Here is a 20,687-nt window from a genome sequence, read left to right on the forward strand (position 1 = left end):
GGAAATAAACCGTTGCCGCTCGCCTGCGTGCCCACCTAGGATCAAGGCAGGGAAGAGGAGGGGCAGCAATGGAGCCGGTGGCGCTGACGACGGAGATGATCGTGGTGCTGGCCATGCTCGGCCTTACCGTTCTGCTCTTCGTGACGGAAATCTTCCGCATCGATTTCTCCGCCATCCTGATCATGGTGCTGCTGGGCCTTCTGGCGCAGATCCCCGGGTTGGGCGGGCTGGCCGATGCCAGCCATCTGTTTGACGGGTTTGCCTCCAACGCGGTGATTTCCATCATCGCGGTGATGGTGATCGGCGCGGGGCTCGATCGCACCGGGCTGATGAGCAAGGTCGCCGCAACGATCCTGAAATACGGCGGCAGCACGGAAAAGCGCATCATCCCGATCATCTCCGGGACCGTGGGCGTGATTTCCTCCTTCATGCAGAACGTCGGCGCGGCGGCGCTGTTTCTGCCCGTCGTCAGCCGTATCTCGGTGCGCACCGAGATCCCGATGAGCCGCCTTCTGATGCCCATGGGCTTCTGCGCGATCCTTGGCGGCACGATGACGATGGTCGGCTCCTCGCCGCTGATCCTGCTCAACGATCTGATCCTGACTGCCAACCGCCAGCTGCCCGCAGAGCAGAAGATGCAGACCTATGATCTGTTCTCCGTCACACCCGTGGGCGTCTGCCTCGTGGTGACGGGGATCCTTTATTTCATGCTGTTCGGCCGTTGGGTGCTGCCCAGCACCGCCCAGCGGGACGAAGGCGCGAGCGGGCAATCGGTGAAGGAATATCTCAAGCGGCTCTACGGGCTGAAAACCGATCTGGTGGAGGTCATCATCCCCGCCGGCAGCCCGCTGCAGGGGGTCGAATTCGCCGATCTGATGTTTGAGGCCAACCTCACGGTGATCGGCTCCTATCACAAGGGGCAAAAGTGGTTCTCGCCGCTGGTGACGACCGAGATCGAAACGCCGTGCCGGCTGGCGCTGATCGGGCGGCGCAAGGTGATCTGCGCTTGGGCCGAGGCCAATGGGGTGAAGGTGCTGCCCGCGCTCGATCTTTTCGCCGAGGATTACGCCGCCACCAATGCGGGCATAAGCGAGATCGTGGTGCCGCCGGATTCAGAGCTGATCGGCCAATGCGCCCGCGAGATCCGGATGCGCGGTACCTATGGGATCAACCTCCTAGCCATCCATCGGGGCGGCGAGACCCTGAGCCTTGTGAAAACCGACGAGCACGAGGCCACCGCCATCGGCCTTGAGCCCTTCCGCGCAGGCGATACGCTGGTGTCCTTTTCCAAATGGGACGCGCTGGCCCGCCTGACGCGGGATCGCAATTTCGTGGTGGTCACCAGCAATTTCCCCATGCAGGAGCTGCGCCCGGAAAAGCTGCTCTGGGCGCTTTTCTTCTTCGTCATCTCGGTGGGGATGATCCTGTTCACCGACGTGAAGCTCTCGCTTTGCCTCTTCACCGGCGCGGCCGGGATGATCCTGACGCAGGTGGTGCGCATCGACGAAGCCTATGAGGCTGTGAGTTGGAGCACAGTGTTTTTGCTGGCAAGCCTCATTCCCCTTGGGCTTGCGGTGCAGAACACCGGCACGGCGAACTGGATCGCGCAGCAGATCCTGACCCTGCTGGACGGCTGGCCGATCTGGGCGCTGCAGGCCGGGGTGGCGGTGCTTGCGACGGTCTTTACGCTGGTGATGTCCAACGTCGGGGCCACGGTGTTGCTGGTGCCGCTGGCGGTCTCCATCGCGGTGGCGGCGGGGGCCGATCCGGCGATCTTTGCGCTTACGGTGGCGATTTCCACCTCCAACTCCTTCCTGATCCCGACGCATCAGGTCAACGCGCTGATCATGGGGCCGGGGGGCTACAAGGTGGTGGATTTCGTCAAAAGCGGCGGCGTGATGACGCTGCTGTTCCTCGTGGTTTCACTGGTGATGATGAATGTGGTGTTTGGGTAAGGGGCTTGCACGAACACGAACGCATGACGTGCCTAACCAAATCCCAACGGCTGAGCAAAGCGCAAGCGCCAGCCCGGGCGGGCGCGTCGCCACCGCTTGCGCGGCGGCGGATCTTAGTGACGAAGTACCTACTTGGGATCAGGCCGCAGCCAGCGCGGTGATGATCGCGCCGAAGTCGGCGGCCTTCAGAGAGGCCCCACCCACGAGTGCGCCGTCCACGTTCTCCACGGCGAAAATCTCTTGCGCGTTGGAGGGTTTCACGGAGCCGCCATAAAGGATGCGGACCGCGCCCCCGGCGGTTTCGCCAAAGCGCTGCACAAGGGCGTCACGCAGGAAATCATGCACTTCCGCGATTTGTTCAATGGTGGGCACCTTGCCGGTGCCGATGGCCCAGACGGGCTCATAGGCCACCACGAGCCGATGGCCCGTGGCCCCATTGGGCACGGAGCCCTCTAGCTGGCCGCCGATGACGGCAAGCGTGGTGCCGGCATCGCGTTCGGCTTCGGTTTCACCGATGCAGACAACCGCAGTCAGCCCGGCCGCCCAGGCGGCGGAGGTTTTGGCGCGCACGTCGGCGTCGCTCTCGCCATGGTCGGTGCGGCGCTCGGAGTGGCCAAGGATCACGTGGCTCGCGCCCGCGTCCGCCAGCATGGCGGCGGAGACATCGCCCGTATGCGCGCCGGTTTCAGCCGCGTGGCAATCCTGCCCGCCGGTGGCAATCGCGCTGCCGTCACAGGCGGAGCTCATCCGGTGCAGAAGCGTGGCCGGGGGGCAGAGCAGCACATCCACCGCTTCACCGGGCAGGGCGGCTTTCAACGCCTCCACCTCGGCCAGCGCGCCGCCGGTGCCGTTCATCTTCCAATTGCCTGCTGCCAGTTTGCGCCGCATGGGCTGCCCTCCGCTGATGCTGAAATGCGTTGGCGGGGACAATGGCGATCAGCGCCGTAACGTCAAGCCGAACCTGCGCCGCGCTCGGCTTCCAGCTCGCTCACATCCTTGAACTTGATCGATTCCCCGCAACCGCAGGCGTCTGTCACATTGGGGTTACGGAACTTGAAGCCCGCTTCCAGCAGCGAGATTTCATAGTCGATCTCGGTGCCGAAAAGGAACATCTGCGCCATCGGGGCAATCATCACCCGCGCGCCGTCCTGTTCCACCACCTCGTCCATCGGATCCACGGAATTCACATATTCCATCGTGTACTCCATCCCCGCACAGCCGCCCTTCTTGATGCCGATGCGCAGCCCTTGCGAGCCGTCCTTCGCCATCAGTTTCGAGATCTGCTTGATGGCCGCCGGGGTCATGGTGACGGCCTGTTTGCCGGGAATGCCGAACATGGAAATATCCACCTGTTTCGCTCTGTCTTTCCTATCTAGGGCAGGATGGGGCCGATCTCAAGCGGTGGCATGTGGTCAAGCAGCGCCTGCATGGCCAGGGAAAGCACCAGCGCCCAGCCGAAACTGGCCAATGTGCCGATGATCACATATTCGCTGGCCTTGCGGTCTGCGGCCACGGTGGAGAAGCGCAGGATGGATTTCGCTCCGATCAGCAGCGCGATGGAACCGAGTTGCCCGGCCATTACCAGCGCGAAGATCAGGCTGCGCTCAAGGTTGCCGATCACCCTTCCTGCGCCGGGCAGGCCATCTTCGGGTACATGGGCCAGATAGGGCGCGCAGAGCAGCCCCACAGCGTAACCGCCCACCACGATGGTCAGGATCAGCCCGCAGGCCAGCGCCATCCATGTGAGCGCCTGCGGCGGCGCATCGGCCCAGATCCCCGTGGCCCAGAGATCGGGCGCAAGCCGCGTGGCGATCACCAGCGTGGCCAGATGCAGGGCCTGATCCAGCGTGAAGGCGCGCAGGCCCTGCCGGGGCAGGCGGACCTTGACGAAATCGATCACCAGATGCGCCAGCGCCACGGCAATCACTGCGGGGTGCGCGAGGTGCCCCGTGGTGGCCAGCATGCAGATCAGCACCAGCGCGGCATGCATCATCAGCACGTCGATACGGCGCTTGTTCTTCACCATCCAGCCCGATTGCAGCAGGAAATCCGCGATCAGATGGCCAAGCAGCAGGGCGAGGAAGGTGGCAGTCATCTGCTTTGGCCCTTGGCTGGATGTGGTGAGCAACCTGAAACAGTTGCATTGATAAATAGCAACTGAAATTGGTTGCTTTTTGGGGCGATGCAAACAACCATTTTGGGTAGTAATTCTGAATTACACCGAAATTTGGTTGTCATTCAGGGGCCTCCCGGGCCTCGACGGCCTCCAGCGCGGCAAGCAAGCTGTCTGTATGCGTGGCGCTCAGGGTCTTTTGAACATTCTGACGGGATTGCCCGAGGGCCTGGGCCAGCTCATCCTGCGTGGGCGCTTCAGGCTGCAAGGCGTCTTTCAGCACGCGCGCCTGCGCTGCTGTCCAACCCCGCGCCAGCGCATCGGCTAGTAGGAAGGCAGCTTGCGCGCCGGGGTGCACGTCACCAGACAACCCGAAGGCCTGCCGCCGCCCGAAGGCCTCAAGCCCACGGCCTGAGGCAATGAACGCGGGGCCGGACGCTGCGCCAAGATCGCCCGAGGCGGGCAGGCTGCCCGCGCCGATCCCCGCGGCGATCCGCGTGGCAAGCCCAAGATCGGCGGCGCGCAGGGCCGCACGCAAGGCGAGGCTGGCACGCAAGGCAAGGGTAGGGCGCATCAGCACCAGCTGCCAACCGTCGCCGCGCGCGCGGGTGAAACGGGTCGAGGCCCCTTGCCAGCCGCCGATGGCCTCAGCGGCCCCGGCCAACACGCCCATGGCGGCATCCACCACGTCTGGCGGATGCTCCGTGGAGCGGATCAAATCGCCCGTTAGGACGGCAATCGGCGTGGTGGGCGGTGTCAAGGCGCAGGCCTCCTGCTTTTGCGTCAGTCTCGCAAAAACAGGGGCTTACAGGCAAGCCTTACATGAAGCCAAGCTCAAGCCGGGCTTCGTCGCTCATCATTTCCATGCCCCAAGGCGGCTCCCATGTGAGCGCGACGTTCACATGCTTCACACCGGGCAGCGGCTCCACGGCCTCGGCGACCCACCCCGGCATCTCACCAGCCACGGGGCAGCCCGGCGCGGTGAGCGTCATAATGATGTCCACCTCGTTCTCGGCGTTGATTTCCACCGTGTAGACGAGGCCCAGATCGTAGATGTTGACCGGGATCTCCGGGTCGTAAACGGACCGGCAGGCCTCAACAACCGCCTCATGCAGCGGGTGATCCGTGGAGGAGGGTTTGATCAGAGGGGTGCCCTCAAGCTGTTCGCCGGTCTGGTTCATGTCTGTCTCACTGGCAATATCCGACCAAAGATATAGGGAATGGTGCGGCGAAGGTAAAGGCGCGCCCCGCGTACAACCTGACGCAGGCCGTTCTTGCACACTCTTGCACAGGGCAAGGCGCAGGAGTATCCGAGGCAAATGACCAAGTTTTCCTTTGCCCTGCACAAAACCGACGGCGCTGCGCGCACCGGCTTGATCTCCACCCCGCGCGGCGAGATCCGCACGCCGGCCTTCATGCCCGTGGGCACGGCGGCGACGGTGAAGGCGATGATGCCCGAAAGCGTGCGTGCCACCGGGGCCGACATCCTGCTGGGCAACACCTACCACCTCATGCTGCGCCCCACGGCGGAGCGGATCGACCGCCTCGGGGGCCTGCACAAGTTCATGAACTGGGAGCGCCCGATCCTCACCGATTCCGGCGGTTTTCAGGTGATGAGCCTGTCGGATCTGCGCAATCTCACCGAAGACGGCGTGACCTTCCGCTCCCATATCGACGGCAGCAAGCATTTCCTCTCGCCCGAACGCTCGATGGAAATCCAGCGCCTTCTGGGCAGCGACATCGTGATGTGTTTTGACGAATGCCCCGCACTGCCCGCCGACCGCAAACGCATCGAGGAGTCCATGCGGCTGTCCATGCGGTGGGCGCAGCGCTCGCGCGACGCTTTCGGCGATCGCCCGGGCCACGCGCTCTTCGGCATCCAGCAGGGCGGGCTGGAGGAAGACCTGCGCGGCGAAAGCGCCGAAGCACTGAAAGGCATCGGCTTTGACGGCTACGCCATCGGCGGGCTTGCGGTGGGCGAGGGGCAGGAGGCGATGTTCTCCGTGCTCGATTTCGCGCCCGGCCAGCTGCCGGTGGACAAGCCGCGCTACCTGATGGGGGTGGGCAAACCCGATGACATCCTTGGCGCGGTGAAGCGCGGGGTGGACATGATGGATTGCGTGCTGCCCTCACGCTCGGGCCGCACCGGGCAAGCCTGGACCCGGCGCGGGCAGATCAACATCAAGAACGTCCGCCACCAGGACGACCCGCGCCCGCTGGATGAAGACTGCACCTGCCCGACCTGCCAGAACTACTCCCGCGCCTACTTGCACCACGTCTACCGCGCGAAGGAGATGATCTCGGGCATGCTGCTGACATGGCACAATCTGCACTACTTTCAGGAGCTAATGCAGGGCATGCGCGAGGCCATCATGGCCGGGGAGTTCGCCAGTTTTGAGGCGGCCTTCCATGCCAAGCGGGCCGAGGGCGATATCCCTCCGCTGTAGCGGATGCTCACGCGATAGCCGACGGACGGCCCCGGTTTCAGGCGCAGATGGCGACGTCTTCCTTGAAGGCCGGCGCGGTCATATGGGCAACGCATGCTGCTTCGAAACCACGCAGCGTGGCGTGGGAATCGGGGCGGGTGCAGAGCGTGTTCTGGGTGTCCGGGCAGAAGATCTGGGAGAAGTCCGCCCGCGCGGTCTCCGACAGCCAGGCCAGGTTGCGACGGCTCGGTTGGAAGGATTCCGCTGCGAGCCCCTCCGCGACGAGCACGGCATGGGAATCGCACAGCACGTGGAAATATTCGACCCTGTCCCGTTTTTCCCTGTATCCGCAGTGATCGGCGAGGATATGGGCGGGCACGAAGGCGGCAGACACGCCTGCAAACAGTTCGACGGCAGACCCTTCGAGCAGAATCTTGTGCGGCGGTGACACGCGCAGGTCGCGGTGTGGCAGGCCCGCGCCCAAGGCGTGGGCGGGAATGACGACGGGTTGAACCGACGGATGCAGCGCGGTGTCGTTTCCACCGTGCACGGAACACCCGACCCAGAGCACGGTCGCCGTTTTGCCGTCCGCCGTGGACACGAGGGTTCCGGGTGTCAGGGCTTCGATCGCGACCTCGCCTGATGGTGTCTGTATCATCGTGCCGCGGCCGAAGCAGACACTCGCGGTCGTCGTGACATCCACGCCCTCGATGGCATGGGCCCCGTTGGGGAAAGCATCCATCGTGGCAAAACTGGCGGAACCGTCGAGCAGGAAGAAGAAGCGCTGCCCCGTCTCTGTGGTGATCACCATGATAGGTTCACCGCGCAGATCCTCGCCGTTCACATTCGAAAGCTTGTTGGTGCTGGGCAAAAGGCCGGAGAACTCGACCGTGAAGGTCATTTCCACACCATCCACGAGCACCACCGTGTCCGGGTCCGGCTGGCCACTGTTGTAATCGAGGCTGAGGTCGCCGCCATCCGTGGGCTGGAACTCAAGCTGCACGACAGGCTGTTTCGACGTGCCTTGTGCGTTGAGCTCGGAATTGTTGGCCGAACTGCTGTCCCCGCGGGCATAGAAAACGTTGTTGGTCATGTCGGGTGCGCTGCCTCGGAGCCAAGTGTTTCATTTTGCTTTGGATCCCTCGTTAGCGGGACACTGTGGCGAATCTTGGGCTTTCGTTTCTTGCCCGGGGTGAAACGCATTCAGCCCTTGCTCCTGTGAAACCCAAAGGGCATTGTGAACGCCAAGCCGGAGCCGCGTGCCTTGAAACGCGCGCGTTTACTCCCAGTTAAATAAGCCTGACAGGAGAGGGCATCGGTTGCCGCCATGCGGGGCCTCGCCCTCTTGCCAAAAAAGGAAAATACATGCCCGAGCAATCGATTCAGACCTTCCCCGTTCTGCCGCTGCGCGACATCGTGGTCTTTCCCCACATGATCGTTCCGCTCTTCGTTGGGCGCGAGAAAAGCGTGCGGGCGCTGGAAGAGGTCATGCAGGATGACAAACAGATCCTGCTTTCCAGCCAGATTGACCCGGCGGAGGATGATCCGGCCGCCGATGGCATCTACAAGGTCGGCGTGCTGGCCAATGTGCTGCAGCTGCTGAAGCTGCCCGATGGCACCGTGAAGGTGCTTGTGGAGGGCCGTTCGCGCGTGCAGATCACCGGCTTCGTGGAAAACCCCGATTTCTTCGAGGCCAGCGCCGAAGTGCTGCCCGAGGAACTGGGCGACGAGACCACGATCACCGCGCTGCTGCGTTCGGTGGCCGAGGAATTCGAACGCTACGCCAAGGTGCGGAAGAATATCCCCGAAGAGGCGCTCGCCGCCGTGGCCGAGACCCGCGAGGCTGACAAGCTGGCCGATCTGGTGTCGGGCCATCTCGGGATCGAGGTGGACCAGAAGCAGGAGCTGCTGGAGACGCTTTCCGTGGCCGAGCGGCTGGAGAAGGTCTTTGGCCTGATGCAGGGCGAAATGAGCGTTCTGCAGGTCGAGAAAAAGATCAAGACGCGCGTCAAATCTCAGATGGAGCGCACCCAGCGCGAATATTACCTGAATGAGCAGATGAAGGCCATTCAGAAGGAGCTGGGCGATGGCGAGGACGGCGAAGGCGAGATTGCCGAGCTGGAAGCCAAGATCGCCGAAACCAAGCTCTCCAAGGAAGCGCGCGAGAAGGTCGAGGGCGAGCTGAAGAAGCTCAAGAACATGTCCCCGATGAGCGCCGAGGCCACCGTGGTGCGCAACTATCTGGATTGGATCCTCTCCATCCCGTGGGGCGACAAATCGCGGGTGAAGAAGGATCTCGGCCGCGCGCAGGAAATCCTCGATACCGATCACTACGGGCTTGAGAAGGTCAAGGAACGCATCGTCGAATATCTCGCCGTGCAGCAGCGCTCCAAGAAGCTGAAGGGGCCGATCCTCTGCCTCGTCGGCCCTCCGGGTGTGGGTAAAACCTCGCTCGGCAAGAGTGTGGCCAAGGCGACGGGGCGTGAGTTCATCCGTATTTCGCTGGGCGGCGTGCGCGATGAGAGCGAGATCCGTGGCCACCGCCGCACCTATATCGGCTCCATGCCCGGCAAGATCATCCAGGCGCTGAAGAAAGCCAAAACGACGAACCCGCTGATCCTGCTCGATGAAATCGACAAGATGGGCCAGGATTTCCGCGGCGATCCCGCCTCGGCGATGCTGGAAGTGCTCGACCCGGAACAGAACGGCACCTTCGTGGACCACTACCTTGAGGTGGAATACGATCTCTCCAACGTCATGTTCCTGACGACGGCGAACTCCTACAACATGCCCGGCCCGCTGCTGGACCGGATGGAGATCATTTCGCTGGCCGGGTACACCGAGGACGAAAAGCGCGAGATCGCCAAGCAGCACCTGATCGACAAACAGGTCAAGAACCACGGGTTGCGCAAGTCCGAGTTCGCGATTTCCGATGAGGCCCTGCAGGAGATCATCCGCACCTACACCCGCGAGGCGGGCGTGCGGAATCTTGAGCGCGAGCTCGCGAAGCTCACGCGCAAGGCGGTGACGAAGATCGTCAAGAAGGAAGTCGATCAGGTGGAAGTCTCCGAGGACAATCTGGAAGATTTCCTCGGTGTGAAGAAGTTCCGCTATGGGCTTGCTGAGAAGGACGATCAGGTCGGCGTGGTGACGGGCCTTGCCTGGACCTCCGTGGGCGGTGATCTGCTCTCGATCGAGGCGCTGAAGCTGCCCGGCAAGGGGCGGATGAAGACCACCGGCAAGCTGGGCGAAGTGATGAAGGAATCCATCGATGCCGCGGCAAGCTACGTGCGTTCCATCAGCCCGGAGATCGGGGTGAAGCCGCCGGAGTTCGAAAAAATCGACATCCACGTGCACGTGCCGGATGGCGCAACGCCCAAGGATGGCCCCTCTGCCGGCCTTGCCATGGTGACCTCCATCGTCTCCGTGCTCACCGGCATCCCGGTGCGCAAGGATATCGCGATGACGGGTGAGGTCTCGCTGCGCGGCAACGCGATGCCCATCGGCGGGCTGAAAGAGAAGCTTCTGGCGGCCCTGCGTGGCGGCATCAAGACGGTGCTGATCCCGGAAGAAAACGCCAAGGATCTGGCCGAGATCCCGGACAATGTGAAGGACGGGCTCGAGATCGTGCCGGTCACGCATGTTTCGGAAGTTCTCAAGCGCGCGCTGGTACGGATGCCGGAAGCCGTGGAATGGGATGAGGCCGCCGAGGCCGCCAAGGCGGCGGCGCTCTCGGAGGCCGGCAAGGCCGGTGCGGCAACCGCCCATTGAGCTGATCCCTGTAAGACTGGTGAGAATGGCGCCTTCGGGCGCCATTTTCTTTGGCACCGGCGCCCTGATTGGCGCTGCCTCCCATGACATTTCGTGACCTGCTCCGTGGCCTGTGGTATCCAAGGCCCGAAGGGAAGTTCCCTTTGCAAACAGGAGACAAAACATGTCTGACGAGGAAGAGCAGGGCGCGGCACAGGCAGGGGCCGTTCTGAACCGCAAGGAGCTGCTGGAGCGCGTGGCCGCAGAGGCTGACACCCGCAAGCAGATCGCGCGCCCCATCGTAGAAGCGATGCTCACGGTGCTCGGCAAGGCGCTGGCCAATGGCGAGGAGATCAACCTTCCGCCGATGGGTAATATCAAGGTCAAACGCACCGACGACAACGAGAAAGCCCTCGTGGTTCACGCCCGAATCCGGCAATCGAAATCTTCCGAAGAAAATGTGGATTCGGAGGTTGCAGAAGCTTCCGAGTAGCGCTAAATAGCGCGTCACCGGGTGATTAGCTCAGTGGTAGAGCGCTTCGTTCACATCGAAGATGTCAGGAGTTCAAATCTCTTATCACCCACCACTATTCGGTAAAAAAGGCGCTCCCCCAACGGGTTGAGCGCCTTTTTTCATGTGTGTTTGGGCCATGGTTGCAGGCGCAGCCTCAGGAGGCGGCCACCTGCCGTCGGTCGGCTTCCACACCCATCGCGTAGAGAACGGGCGCTTTGCCCTGCCGGGCTTTGAAGCTCGCCTTGTCGCCCATCCCGCGCCAGGTCAGCCCGCAGAGGCTTTGACCGATGGCCCCTCCCAGCGTGGTGCCGGGGCCGAGCAGGATGAAGCAATCGGGCATGACCTCCCGCGCGCCCGTGCGCAGGGCGTTGGTGAGGCTGTAGGGCTCCAGCACCTGCGTGCCGAGTGTGTAGCGGCGCAGGGCGTCCAGATCGCAATGGGGCGGCTGCCAGAGCGCGCCGCGCCCGTCGATCAGAGGCAGGGCAGGCTGCTGGTAGGGCAGATCGGCGAGCGCCTGCTGGCCTTCCTGCGCCACGGGGGCCTGTAGAGGGCTGTGAAAGGCGGCGTGGTTGGGCAGGCGCATCGGGAACTTGCCCTGCCGGGGCGGGGCTTCGGCTTCAAACCGGGCAAGGCCATCCTCATTGCCTGCGACAACGAGCATCCCGCCCAGATCGATCGACACGCAGAGCCGCGCGCCGCCGCGCCCGTCAACCGCCGCGATCAGATCCAGAAGCCGCGCTTTCTCGCCGGGAATCGCCTGCCAGTCCTCGTCAACGAAAGGGGTGATCAGCTGCCCGCCGATCAAGTGGCGCTGCATCAGGCGGCCCATGGTGTCGGCGAGCCGGAAGCCCTCAGGGGCGGGCAGCGCGCCGGCGCAGGTGAGCGCGATGTACCAACCCATGGAATTGCCGGTGACGGCTAGGATCTCTGTCTGGCGCTGGTCGATGTCGAGGAAATCGAGGTAGGCGCAGGCGTGGATCAGCGCGGAGGCGTGATCGCCGCGCGTGTGCAGGTTTGCGGAGAATCCGGTGCCGGAATCAAGTTCGGTGAGTGTGGGCAGGCCCGCCGCCCGGCGCTGCGCGTCAAAGCCTGCGATGATCCCGGCCTTGTCCGCGTGGTGGCGGGCCAAATAGCCGTGTTCGGGCCGGTTGTAGGTGCCGCGCCCCGGCGCGATGACGATGGCGCTCCGCATCTCACGCGCCCTCCCAGAGCTTGCGCGCTGCCGCCACGATGGAGGCGCGCGACGGCATGGTGGCGGCATAGGCCGGGCCGGTGGCGATGAAACTGTCCTCCGCGGCGATGCGGGCGTGGGGCAGGGCGCTGTGTTCGGACAGCAAGGCCATCAGCGCTTCCGACAGGCTACCTATCTGGCGGCACTCATCCACGATCAGCACCTTCTCGGCCCCTTCCAGTGCGGCGAGGATGCCCTCCACGGGCAGGGGCGCGAGCCAGCGCAGATCGATCACGCGGGCCGCGATGCCCTGCTCTCGCAGATCCACCTGCGCCTGACGGCTCAGGTAGCGCCCGTTGCCATAGGTGAGGATCGCCAGCGGTCCGTCGCCCTCCACACCTACCTCGCCAAGCGCGATGCGCTGATCCGGCGCGGGGGAGGGGCGCAGCCAGCCGCCGTCTTTCTCGGCCAGCAGATCGCGCATCGGGTAGAGAGCGATGGGCTCCAGAAACACCACCACGCGCTGCTCTTCGCGCGCCAGCCGCAGGCATTCGCGCAGCATCATCGCGGCGTCATCCCCTGCCGAGGGGCAGGCGATGATCACGCCGGGAATGTCGCGCAGCACGGCGAATGAATTGTCGTTGTGGAAATGGCCGCCAAAGCCCTTCTGATAGCCCAACCCCGCGATGCGCAGCACCATCGGGTTGGTGAACTGCCCATTGGAGAAGAAGGGCAGCGTGGCGGCCTCGCCCCGGATCTGATCCTCGGCGTTGTGCAGATAGGCGAGGAACTGGATTTCCGGCACCGGGATAAACCCGTTGTGCGCCATGCCGATGGCAAGGCCGAGGATGGACTGCTCATCCAGCAGCGTGTCGATCACGCGGTCGGGGCCGAAGCGCTCAGTGAGCTTCTGGCTCACGCCGTAGACACCGCCCTTCCGGCCCACATCCTCCCCCATCATTACGATCTCATCGTGGCTGAGCATGGCATCGGTGAGCGCCCAGTTGATCAGCTTGGCCATCGGCTGCGGGCTGTCCATCGCCTTGAGATCACTGCCAAAAGTCTGCGCGCGAGCTTCGGGCGTGGGGCCGTTTCCAGGCGGGCAGACACGCCCCGCCGGGATCAGGCTCGCCATCACTTGCTCTGCGGTTTGCAGACGGGGGCGGGTGATCACCTCGGCGGCGACGCGGGCGCATTGGGCCTCGGTGTTCTCGTAGATCGCCAGTACGCCCGCCGCATCCAGCGCGCCGCTTTCGATCAGGTGGCGGGCGGAGTGCAGCAGGGGATCGTCGGCCTCCCAGCCCTCAAACACCTCCTTGGGCAGGTAGGCCTGCTGCAGATCGCTGCCGGCATGGCCGTAGAGGCGTACGGTGGAGAGATGCAGGAAGGCGGGCTTGCGCCGCGCGCGCACATAGGCGGCGGCTTCTCTTGCGGCGGCATGGGCCTCGGCCATGTCGAGCCCTGAAGCCGCGAAATACTTCAGGCCCGGGCGCTGCGCGAAATTCGCCTTGATCCAGCCTGCGGGCGTGCGGGTCGAAATGCCGATGCCGTTGTCTTCGCAAACAAAAAGCAGGGGCAGGGGGATCGACTGGTAGCTCGTCCAGGCGGCGGTATTGAAGGCCCCTTGCGCGGTGGAGTGGTTGGCCGAGGCATCCCCGAAGGAGCACACCACCAGCCCGTCGTCGGCCAGCACGCGGTGGGCGGGCGCGTGGCGGCGGGCAAGGCCAATGGAATAGGCCGCGCCCACGGCCTTGGGCAGGTGGCTGGCGATCGTAGAGGTCTGCGGCGGGATCATCAGCGCCTTGGAGCCCAGCACCTTGTGCCGCCCGCCGGAGATCGGATCCTCCACGGAGGTGGCAAAGCTCAGAAGCATATCCCAGGCCGGGGTGCTGCCCGGCACCTGACTCGCGCGCATCGTCTGGAAGGCGCCGTCGCGGTAGTGCAGGAAGGCCATGTCGTCGGGGCGCAGGGCGGCGGCCACGGCGGCCATGCCCTCGTGGCCGGACGAGCCGATGGTGTAATAGCCTTGCCCTTCCGCCTGCATCTTGCGGGAGCGGCGATCGAGGTTGCGCGACAGGCATTGCGCGCGGAAGATCGCCACCGCCTGCTGCGGCGACAGCTTGGCCGTGCCCGCGGCTTGAGGGAAATCGCCCGCCATCACCCGCCTGCGAAAGGTGGCATCCACCACGTCTGCCCGGTCCATCCCGATCCTGCCTGTTCCCGCGCTGAAACTTGTCCTGTCAGGCTAGGGCAGGGCCGTGGCCCGCGCCATCGCTATTGCGGAATGGCACCATGACAAAGCGGCAGAGCCCCGCCGCGCGACGGGGCATTTTTTCGGTTGCACAGGCTTTCGCGCCGCACTAAACAGCGGCGCATCGGGTCGTTAGCTCAGTTGGTAGAGCGCTTCGTTTACACCGAAGATGTCGGGAGTTCGAGCCTCTCACGACCCACCATTCCCCCTTCGATATCTTGCCGAACGCGCCCTATTCGCCAGGGCTGATGTGCCTGTCAGGGCAGCAGCAGATCCGCGCCTGCGGGGCCGAGGTTGGGCTGGGCCGCCGCGACATTCGGGGCCACGTAGCGCGCGGGCTGGGCCGGGGCGTTCTGCACGGCGCTCTGCCCGGCAAACATGGTGGCTGCCCCTTGCGAGGAGGGCACCGTGAGCGTCGTCGTCGGCCCGCCGCAAGCGGCCAGCAGGCAGGTGGTGGCAAGTGCAATCCGGATCTTCATGGTGAAATTCCCCAACTCAAACAACAGGGTCCAGTATCGCGCTTGTCGAAATTCAGTCAATGAAATGCCACGAAATCGCCCCAATTCGAGGCGCTCGGGGCCTGTAAGGTGGACAAAGCCGCTCAACGGGCCGGATTGTTTCCTGCGCCAAGCGCCCGCCCATGAGTCTGCACTGTGCAGGGCCACACAGCGCCTGTGTCTGCATCGGGCTTTCAACGCAGCGCCCGCGCCGTACATGATAAAGTACGAAAAGCAGATAGGAGCACGCCATGAGCTGGAACCCGGCCCTTGATCCAGATTGCCCCACAGGCGATGCGGTGGATGCCATCGACACGCTGATCGTGCCCCGCGCGCGTGATCTAGGCGGCTTTGAAGTGCGCCGGGCGCTGCCCGCGCCGGAGCGCCAGATGGTGGGGCCTTTCATTTTCTTCGACCAGATGGGCCCGGCGGAGTTTCTGTCGGGGCAGGGGATCGACGTGCGCCCGCATCCCCATATTGGGCTAGCGACGGTCACCTATCTGTTCTCCGGCAAGATCCACCACCGGGATTCGCTGGGCACCAACCAGTGGATCGAGGAGGGTGCGGTGAACTGGATGGTGGCCGGAAACGGCATCACCCATTCCGAGCGCATCGACGAGGAGGTGCGCAAGCAGCCGCAGCTGCTCTCCGGCATTCAGACATGGGTGGCGCTGCCTGAAGATCGCGAGGATGATCCAGCCGCCTTCGTTCATGCGCCGAAGGCCGAACTTCCGGAACTCGAAGGCGAAGGCAAGCAGGTGCGGCTGATCCTAGGCACCGCCTGGGGCGAAACCGCGCCTGTGCCGGTGGCGAGCGAGATGTTCTATGCCGACGCGGTGCTGGCCGCCGGGGCCTCCATTCCTCTGCCCGATGATCACGAGGATCGCGGCGTTTACGTGCTTGAAGGCGAGGTCGAGGTGGCCGGAGCCCGCTATGCGGCGGGGAGGATGATGATCTTCCGCCCCGGAGATCGCATTTCCTTGCGGGCTGGCGCGCAAGGGGCGCGGGTGATGTTGCTGGGCGGTGAAACCTTGAACGGGCCGCGCTATATCTGGTGGAATTTCGTCTCATCTTCGAAGGAGAAGATCGAAGCCGCCAAGGAGGCCTGGCGCGCGGGCGATTGGCAAAATGGCCGCTTCCAGCTGCCCCCCGACGACGCCGGAGAGTTCATTCCCCTGCCCGAACAGGTGGGCCGGATTCGAGGCTAGCGCCGCCCGCCCCGGTGGTGCTGCCGGGGCCTTGCCGCAGGGGCAGGGAAAAAACCGCGAGAGCGGCGATTTTTTTGCCAATAGGCCGCTTGACGCCGCCCAGCACCACGCATAAAACCCCCCTCACGCCGGGCGATGCCCGGGGCACAGAGGAGCGGTTGTAGCTCAGTTGGTTAGAGTACCGGCCTGTCACGCCGGGGGTCGCGGGTTCGAGCCCCGTCAACCGCGCCACCTCTGATTTGCCCCGAATTGCCCATGCGAGATGCGCGGTTGTAGCTCAGTTGGTTAGAGTACCGGCCTGTCACGCCGGGGGTCGCGGGTTCGAGCCCCGTCAACCGCGCCACTTCGCAAAGGCGGATCAAGAAGCGCTCCCTCGGGGGCGCTTTTTTGTTTTGATACGGGCGTTTGGGGGCTATTCTGAAGCCGTCCAGCCCGGAGAACACCGTGACCCAGCCCAGCCTGCCGCCCGACACCCAGCCCACGATCCGCGTGATTGCCATGCCCACCGACACCAACCCGGCGGGCGATATTTTCGGCGGCTGGCTGATGAGCCAGATGGACCTTGCCGCCGGCACCGTTGCGGCGCGCGTCTCCAAGGGGCGGGCCTCGACGGTGAGCGTGGAGGAGATCCAGTTTCACCGCCCGGTTCTGGTGGGCGACGAGGTGAGCCTCTATGCCGAGCTTGAAAAGGTGGGCCGTACCTCGATGCGCATCAAAGTGCGCGCGTGGCGCCGCGCGCGACATCAGGAGGAAAGCCAGCAGGTGACTCAGGCCGTCTTTACCTTCGTGGCGCTCGATGAGCACGCTCGGCCTCGGGCAGTCTATCGCGATTGATCGCCGGCGCAGGTCATTCCTACGTATCGCGCTGCCATCTTCGCGTCGTTTGGCTTGATCTAGCGAATGTGTGCATGTTTGCCGCAAGATGTGGTAGGCTTTTGCCGTGCAACAAAGGGAGGCACATATGGGACTTTTGGTTTCACTGTTTATCGGCGCAGTTGCGGGCTGGTTGGCCGGTTTGATCGTGAAGGGGGACGGCAACGGGCTTTTGATGAACATCATTGTCGGCATCATCGGCGGCGCGATCGCGGGATGGTTGTTTCCGACGCTTGGGATCAGCATCGGCGGCGCAACGATAGGCGCGATCATCAATGCCACCGTTGGCGCGATTCTGCTTCTGCTGGTGGTCAATCTGGTCCGGCGTTGAGCGGAGCATTGGGCAAAAAGAAACGGCGCCTTTGCGGGGCGCCGTTCTCGTTTTTCGCGGGTAAAGGGCTCAGCCCTGCAGGGCGGCGAGCACGCGGGCCCAGCTGCGGATGCCCTTGTGGAAGCTCTGCACGTCGTATTTCTCGTTCGGGGAATGGATGGCGTCATCTTCATTGGCAAAGCCGATCAGCATCGATTCCATGCCGAGGATTTCCTTGAAGAAGCCCGCGATCGGGATCGAGCCGCCCATGCCGCAGAACACCGCCTCGCGCTGCCATTCATCGGTGAGCGCGCCGCGGGCCTTTTCGAACTCGGGCCGGGTGATGTCCATCACGGACGCCGGCGAGCCGTCCAGATCCTGATCCCAGACCACTTTGGCGTCCGGCGAGAGGCGCTCTTCCACGTGTTTGCGGATCTTCTGGCGCAGGGCGGCCGGATCCATGTCGCCGACGAGGCGGCAGGTGATCTTGCAATGGGCTTCCGACGGGATCACCGTTTTGGTGCCCGCGCCCATATAGCCACCCCAGAGGCCGTTGACCTCCAGCGTGGGGCGCGCCCATTGCTGCTCCAGCGTGGAATAGCCCGCTTCGCCGCTGGACTGCGTGTAGCCCGCGTTTTCCAGATAGGCATTCTCGTCAAAGCCCGAGGCCTCCCATTGGCGGCGCAGCTCGTCGGAGATCTCATGCACGCCTTCATAGAAGCCTTCCACGGCCACGCGGCCCTCATCGTCGTGGAACGAGGCGATGAGGCGGGAGATTTCCTTGAGCGGGTTCAGGCCGGGGCCGCCGTAATGGCCGGAGTGAAGATCGATCTTGGGGCCGATGATCGTGAATTCGTCCTTCAACATGCCGCGCAGTTGGCTGGCAATCGAGGGCACGCCGGGGGCGACCATGGAAGTGTCGCAGATCAGCGCGATCTCGCTTTTCAGCTCGGCGGCGTTTTCTTCCATGAAGGGGATCAGCGAGGGGGAGCCCGACTCCTCTTCGCCTTCGAAGAACAGGGTGAGGCCCGCCGGCAGGCTGCCGTGCACCGCATTCCAGGCGCGGCAGGCCTCCACGAAAGTCATCAGCTGGCCCTTGTCATCCGACGCCCCGCGCGCGCGGATCACTTGCCCGTTGGGGGTGTCCTGCAGTTCGGGTTCAAAGGGCGGCGTCTTCCAAAGTTCAAGCGGATCAACCGGTTGCACGTCGTAATGGCCATAAAACAGCAGCCCGTTTGCGCCGCCGCTTTTCGCCACCACCATCGGGTGGCCCTTGGTGGGGCGTTTGGCGGCGTCAAAGCCGAGGGCGGTGAGATCCGCCACCAGCCAGTCGGCGGCCTTGTCGCAGTCCGCTTTGTAGGCCGGATCTGTGGAGATCGAAGGGATGCGCAGGAAGGCCATCAGGCGCTCCAGGCTTTCAGGCAGGTCTGCGTCGATACGGTTCAGGACGGCGTCCAGCGACATTTGGGCCTCACGGGTTGGTAATGCGGGATTGACGATTTCGCGGCGAGCCTATCAGGCCGCGCGGAAGTGTCCAGACGGTGCGCGCGCTTCCACCCTTTGCAGGGGCGGCCGCAGGCGATACTCTGCCCGGCAAACGCCCTCAGGAGGATCCCCATGCGCAAGACGCTTTCGCTCGTTCTCGGCCTTTGTGGCCTGGCCGCCGGTGCCGCTTCGGCCCAGGTGTTTTCCGAGAAGGAAGCGCGCTCGATGCTGTTTGACGAGAAAGGGATCGGGGTGGCGATCTCGCAGGCGTCCTTCCTGTCGGAGACGGATCGCGCGCTGCTGCAGGAAGTCGCCAAGACGCAGAATTATTACGCCGCCGTCGCCGTGCCGCCGGAAGAGGGGATGTTTTCCAACGCGGCCTCCTCCGCGGCCAATTTCCACAAGATGGAAGCCGCCGAGGCGGCGGCCTTGAGCACTTGCAACAGCCGCAAGATCAGCGGTGCTGGGTGTCAGATCGTACTGCGCGTTTACCCGAAAAGCTGGAAGGCCATGCCCCTGCAGCTGAGCCGCGACGCCACGGAAGGCTTTCGCAAGGAATACCGCCGTGCCAGAGCGCCCAAGGTGATGGCGATTTCCCCCTCCACGGGCGAATGGGCCGTGGGCAGTGGCGGCAGCGCCCAGACCTCGGCCATCTCCGCCTGCAACGGCAAGGCCAAACGCCGTGGGGTGACGGATTGTTTGATCGTGATCAAAGATGACTGAGGCAAAGAGCGGCAAATTGTAACCTGTCAGAGCTCAGGCTGACGCATTAGAACTTTCATCAGGAAACGCCCGCCAGGCACCGAGAAGACCAAAAAGGACGCCAAGCGAATGGACTACACCGCGAAGCTGGATGCAGCGCTCAGCACGCTGCATGAGGAAGGCCGCTACCGCACCTTTATCGATATCGAGCGCCGCAAGGGGCATTTCCCCCATGCGATCTGGCGGCACCCTTCGGGTGAGGAACGCCCCGTAACCGTATGGTGCGGCAACGATTACCTCGGCATGGGGCAGCACCCGGCCGTTCTGGAGGCCATGCACGAGGCCGTTGATGCGGCCGGGGCGGGCTCCGGCGGGACGCGCAACATTTCCGGCACCACCGTTTACCACAACCGCCTTGAGGCGGAGCTTGCTGATCTGCACGGCAAGGAAGCGGCGCTGCTGTTCACCTCGGCCTATATCGCCAATGACGCCACGCTTTCCACGCTGCCCAAGCTGTTTCCCGGCCTGATCATCTATTCGGACGCGCTCAACCACGCCTCCATGATCGAGGGCGTGCGCCGCAATGGCGGGGCCAAACGCATCTTCCGCCACAACGACGTGGCCCATCTGCGCGAACTTCTGGAGGCCGACGATCCCGCCGCGCCCAAGCTGATTGCGTTTGAGTCCGTCTATTCGATGGATGGCGATTTCGGCCCCATCGAGGCGATCTGCGATCTGGCCGATGAATTCGGCGCGCTCACCTATATCGACGAGGTGCATGCCGTCGGCATGTATGGCCCTCGGGGCGCGGGCGTGGCCGAGCGCGATCACCTGATGCACCGGCTCGACATCATCAACGGCACGCTGGCCAAGGCCTATGGCGTGATGGGCGGCTATATCGCGGCGTCGGCCAAGATGGTGGATGCGATCCGCTCCTATGCGCCGGGTTTCATCTTCACCACCTCGCTGCCGCCGGCGGTGGCCGCAGGGGCGGCGGCCTCGGTAAAACACCTAAAATCCGATCAATCCCTGCGCGAAAAACACCAGACGCAGGCGAAGATCCTCAAGACCCGCCTCAAAGGGCTGGGCCTGCCGCTGATCGACCACGGCAGCCACATCGTTCCGGTCATCGTGGGCAACCCGGTGCACTGCAAGATGATGTCGGACATGTTGTTGGAAGATCACGGGATTTACGTGCAACCGATCAACTTCCCCACCGTGCCGCGCGGTACCGAGCGGCTGCGCTTCACACCCTCGCCGGTGCATGGGCCGAAGGAGATGGACGCGCTTGTGCATGCGTTGGACGCGCTCTGGTCCCATTGTGCGCTGAATCGTGCCGACATGGCGGGCTGACGCGAGGAATCCTGTCGAATCGATTGTCCTGTGCTATCGTTGAGGTAATAGGGTGGCGCGGGAAGAATCGCTGCCCAAG

Annotated in this window: 19 protein-coding genes and 4 tRNA genes; 13 read left to right on the forward strand and 10 right to left on the reverse strand. The window is 63.9% G+C overall.

Annotation, left to right across the window (positions count from 1 at the left end; genetic code table 11):
- Positions 1 to 68 precede the first annotated feature (68 nt).
- Entirely contained in the window at positions 69 to 1,955 is a 1,887-nt protein-coding gene (locus KVX96_RS09310; RefSeq protein ID WP_261194127.1) for an SLC13 family permease, read from the forward strand.
- Positions 1,956 to 2,093: 138 nt separating this feature from the next.
- Here the strand turns inward: KVX96_RS09310 and tpiA are convergent, their stop codons facing one another.
- From tpiA to KVX96_RS09335, 5 genes are all read right to left on the reverse strand, one after another.
- Positions 2,094 to 2,843, reverse strand: a complete 750-nt coding sequence (tpiA, locus tag KVX96_RS09315) for a triose-phosphate isomerase (RefSeq protein WP_261194129.1) — start codon at positions 2,841 to 2,843, stop codon at positions 2,094 to 2,096.
- Positions 2,844 to 2,905: 62 nt separating this feature from the next.
- Positions 2,906 to 3,292, reverse strand: a complete 387-nt coding sequence (locus KVX96_RS09320) for a HesB/IscA family protein (protein ID WP_261195420.1) — start codon at positions 3,290 to 3,292, stop codon at positions 2,906 to 2,908.
- A 35-nt stretch (positions 3,293 to 3,327) separates the two neighbouring features.
- Positions 3,328 to 4,050 (reverse strand): DUF3307 domain-containing protein, encoded by a 723-nt coding sequence (locus KVX96_RS09325; protein ID WP_261194130.1) that lies wholly within the window; start codon positions 4,048 to 4,050, stop codon positions 3,328 to 3,330.
- Positions 4,051 to 4,189: 139 nt separating this feature from the next.
- Positions 4,190 to 4,828, reverse strand: a complete 639-nt coding sequence (locus tag KVX96_RS09330; RefSeq protein WP_261194131.1) for a hypothetical protein — start codon at positions 4,826 to 4,828, stop codon at positions 4,190 to 4,192.
- Between the two features lie 58 nt (positions 4,829 to 4,886).
- Positions 4,887 to 5,249: an SUF system Fe-S cluster assembly protein gene (locus tag KVX96_RS09335; protein ID WP_261194132.1), complete on the reverse strand. Its 363-nt coding sequence runs from the start codon at positions 5,247 to 5,249 to the stop codon at positions 4,887 to 4,889.
- A gap of 138 nt (positions 5,250 to 5,387) precedes the next feature.
- On the opposite strand from KVX96_RS09335, the gene tgt reads away from it, so the two are divergent.
- A complete protein-coding gene (tgt, locus tag KVX96_RS09340; RefSeq protein WP_261194133.1) occupies positions 5,388 to 6,515 on the forward strand; it encodes a tRNA guanosine(34) transglycosylase Tgt in 1,128 nt (375 codons plus the stop codon).
- Positions 6,516 to 6,552: 37 nt separating this feature from the next.
- On the opposite strand, the gene KVX96_RS09345 is transcribed toward tgt, so the two are convergent.
- On the reverse strand, positions 6,553 to 7,587 hold the full coding sequence (locus KVX96_RS09345) for a Hint domain-containing protein (RefSeq protein WP_261194134.1): 1,035 nt from the start codon (positions 7,585 to 7,587) through the stop codon (positions 6,553 to 6,555).
- Positions 7,588 to 7,859: 272 nt separating this feature from the next.
- On the opposite strand from KVX96_RS09345, the gene lon reads away from it, so the two are divergent.
- The 3 genes from lon to KVX96_RS09360 all read left to right on the forward strand — a co-directional run bounded on the left by lon (position 7,860) and on the right by KVX96_RS09360 (position 10,831).
- Positions 7,860 to 10,265 carry an endopeptidase La gene (gene lon, locus KVX96_RS09350; RefSeq protein WP_261194135.1) on the forward strand — a complete coding sequence of 802 codons (2,406 nt, stop codon included), beginning with the start codon at positions 7,860 to 7,862 and terminating at the stop codon, positions 10,263 to 10,265.
- 163 nt (positions 10,266 to 10,428) lie between these two features.
- Complete coding sequence (locus tag KVX96_RS09355; RefSeq protein ID WP_261194136.1) at positions 10,429 to 10,737, forward strand: HU family DNA-binding protein; 309 nt, start codon at positions 10,429 to 10,431, stop codon at positions 10,735 to 10,737.
- A gap of 19 nt (positions 10,738 to 10,756) precedes the next feature.
- Positions 10,757 to 10,831 (forward strand) — tRNA-Val (locus tag KVX96_RS09360).
- Between the two features lie 81 nt (positions 10,832 to 10,912).
- Here the strand turns inward: KVX96_RS09360 and KVX96_RS09365 are convergent.
- Entirely contained in the window at positions 10,913 to 11,950 is a 1,038-nt protein-coding gene (locus KVX96_RS09365; protein WP_261194137.1) for an ACP S-malonyltransferase, read from the reverse strand.
- A 1-nt stretch (position 11,951) separates the two neighbouring features.
- Positions 11,952 to 14,132 carry a thiamine pyrophosphate-dependent enzyme gene (locus tag KVX96_RS09370; protein WP_261194138.1) on the reverse strand — a complete coding sequence of 727 codons (2,181 nt, stop codon included), beginning with the start codon at positions 14,130 to 14,132 and terminating at the stop codon, positions 11,952 to 11,954.
- A 174-nt stretch (positions 14,133 to 14,306) separates the two neighbouring features.
- On the opposite strand from KVX96_RS09370, the gene KVX96_RS09375 reads away from it, so the two are divergent.
- A tRNA-Val gene (locus KVX96_RS09375) sits at positions 14,307 to 14,382 on the forward strand.
- Positions 14,383 to 14,437: 55 nt separating this feature from the next.
- On the opposite strand, the gene KVX96_RS09380 is transcribed toward KVX96_RS09375, so the two are convergent.
- Positions 14,438 to 14,659, reverse strand: coding sequence for a hypothetical protein (locus KVX96_RS09380; protein ID WP_261194139.1), 222 nt, complete (start codon positions 14,657 to 14,659; stop codon positions 14,438 to 14,440).
- Between the two features lie 269 nt (positions 14,660 to 14,928).
- Between KVX96_RS09380 and KVX96_RS09385 the strand changes: the two genes are divergently transcribed.
- From KVX96_RS09385 to KVX96_RS09405, 5 genes are all read left to right on the forward strand, one after another.
- Positions 14,929 to 15,885 (forward strand): pirin family protein, encoded by a 957-nt coding sequence (locus tag KVX96_RS09385; RefSeq protein WP_261194140.1) that lies wholly within the window; start codon positions 14,929 to 14,931, stop codon positions 15,883 to 15,885.
- A gap of 154 nt (positions 15,886 to 16,039) precedes the next feature.
- Positions 16,040 to 16,116: transfer RNA gene (locus KVX96_RS09390), tRNA-Asp, on the forward strand.
- 35 nt (positions 16,117 to 16,151) lie between these two features.
- Positions 16,152 to 16,228: transfer RNA gene (locus KVX96_RS09395), tRNA-Asp, on the forward strand.
- A gap of 155 nt (positions 16,229 to 16,383) precedes the next feature.
- Positions 16,384 to 16,719 carry an acyl-CoA thioesterase gene (locus tag KVX96_RS09400; protein ID WP_409977121.1) on the forward strand — a complete coding sequence of 112 codons (336 nt, stop codon included), beginning with the start codon at positions 16,384 to 16,386 and terminating at the stop codon, positions 16,717 to 16,719.
- A 127-nt stretch (positions 16,720 to 16,846) separates the two neighbouring features.
- Positions 16,847 to 17,089 carry a GlsB/YeaQ/YmgE family stress response membrane protein gene (locus KVX96_RS09405; RefSeq protein WP_261194142.1) on the forward strand — a complete coding sequence of 81 codons (243 nt, stop codon included), beginning with the start codon at positions 16,847 to 16,849 and terminating at the stop codon, positions 17,087 to 17,089.
- Between the two features lie 69 nt (positions 17,090 to 17,158).
- On the opposite strand, the gene KVX96_RS09410 is transcribed toward KVX96_RS09405, so the two are convergent.
- Positions 17,159 to 18,532 (reverse strand): dipeptidase, encoded by a 1,374-nt coding sequence (locus KVX96_RS09410; protein ID WP_261194144.1) that lies wholly within the window; start codon positions 18,530 to 18,532, stop codon positions 17,159 to 17,161.
- A 153-nt stretch (positions 18,533 to 18,685) separates the two neighbouring features.
- Here KVX96_RS09410 and KVX96_RS09415 point away from each other — a divergent pair, with 153 nt between their 5' ends.
- Complete coding sequence (locus KVX96_RS09415) at positions 18,686 to 19,276, forward strand: 5-aminolevulic acid synthase (RefSeq protein WP_261194145.1); 591 nt, start codon at positions 18,686 to 18,688, stop codon at positions 19,274 to 19,276.
- A gap of 108 nt (positions 19,277 to 19,384) precedes the next feature.
- Positions 19,385 to 20,608: a 5-aminolevulinate synthase gene (gene hemA, locus KVX96_RS09420; protein ID WP_261194147.1), complete on the forward strand. Its 1,224-nt coding sequence runs from the start codon at positions 19,385 to 19,387 to the stop codon at positions 20,606 to 20,608.
- The last annotated feature ends 79 nt before the right edge of the window (positions 20,609 to 20,687 follow it).

Source organism: Pseudoruegeria sp. SHC-113 (assembly GCF_025376885.1).
Lineage (GTDB): Bacteria > Pseudomonadota > Alphaproteobacteria > Rhodobacterales > Rhodobacteraceae > Pseudoruegeria.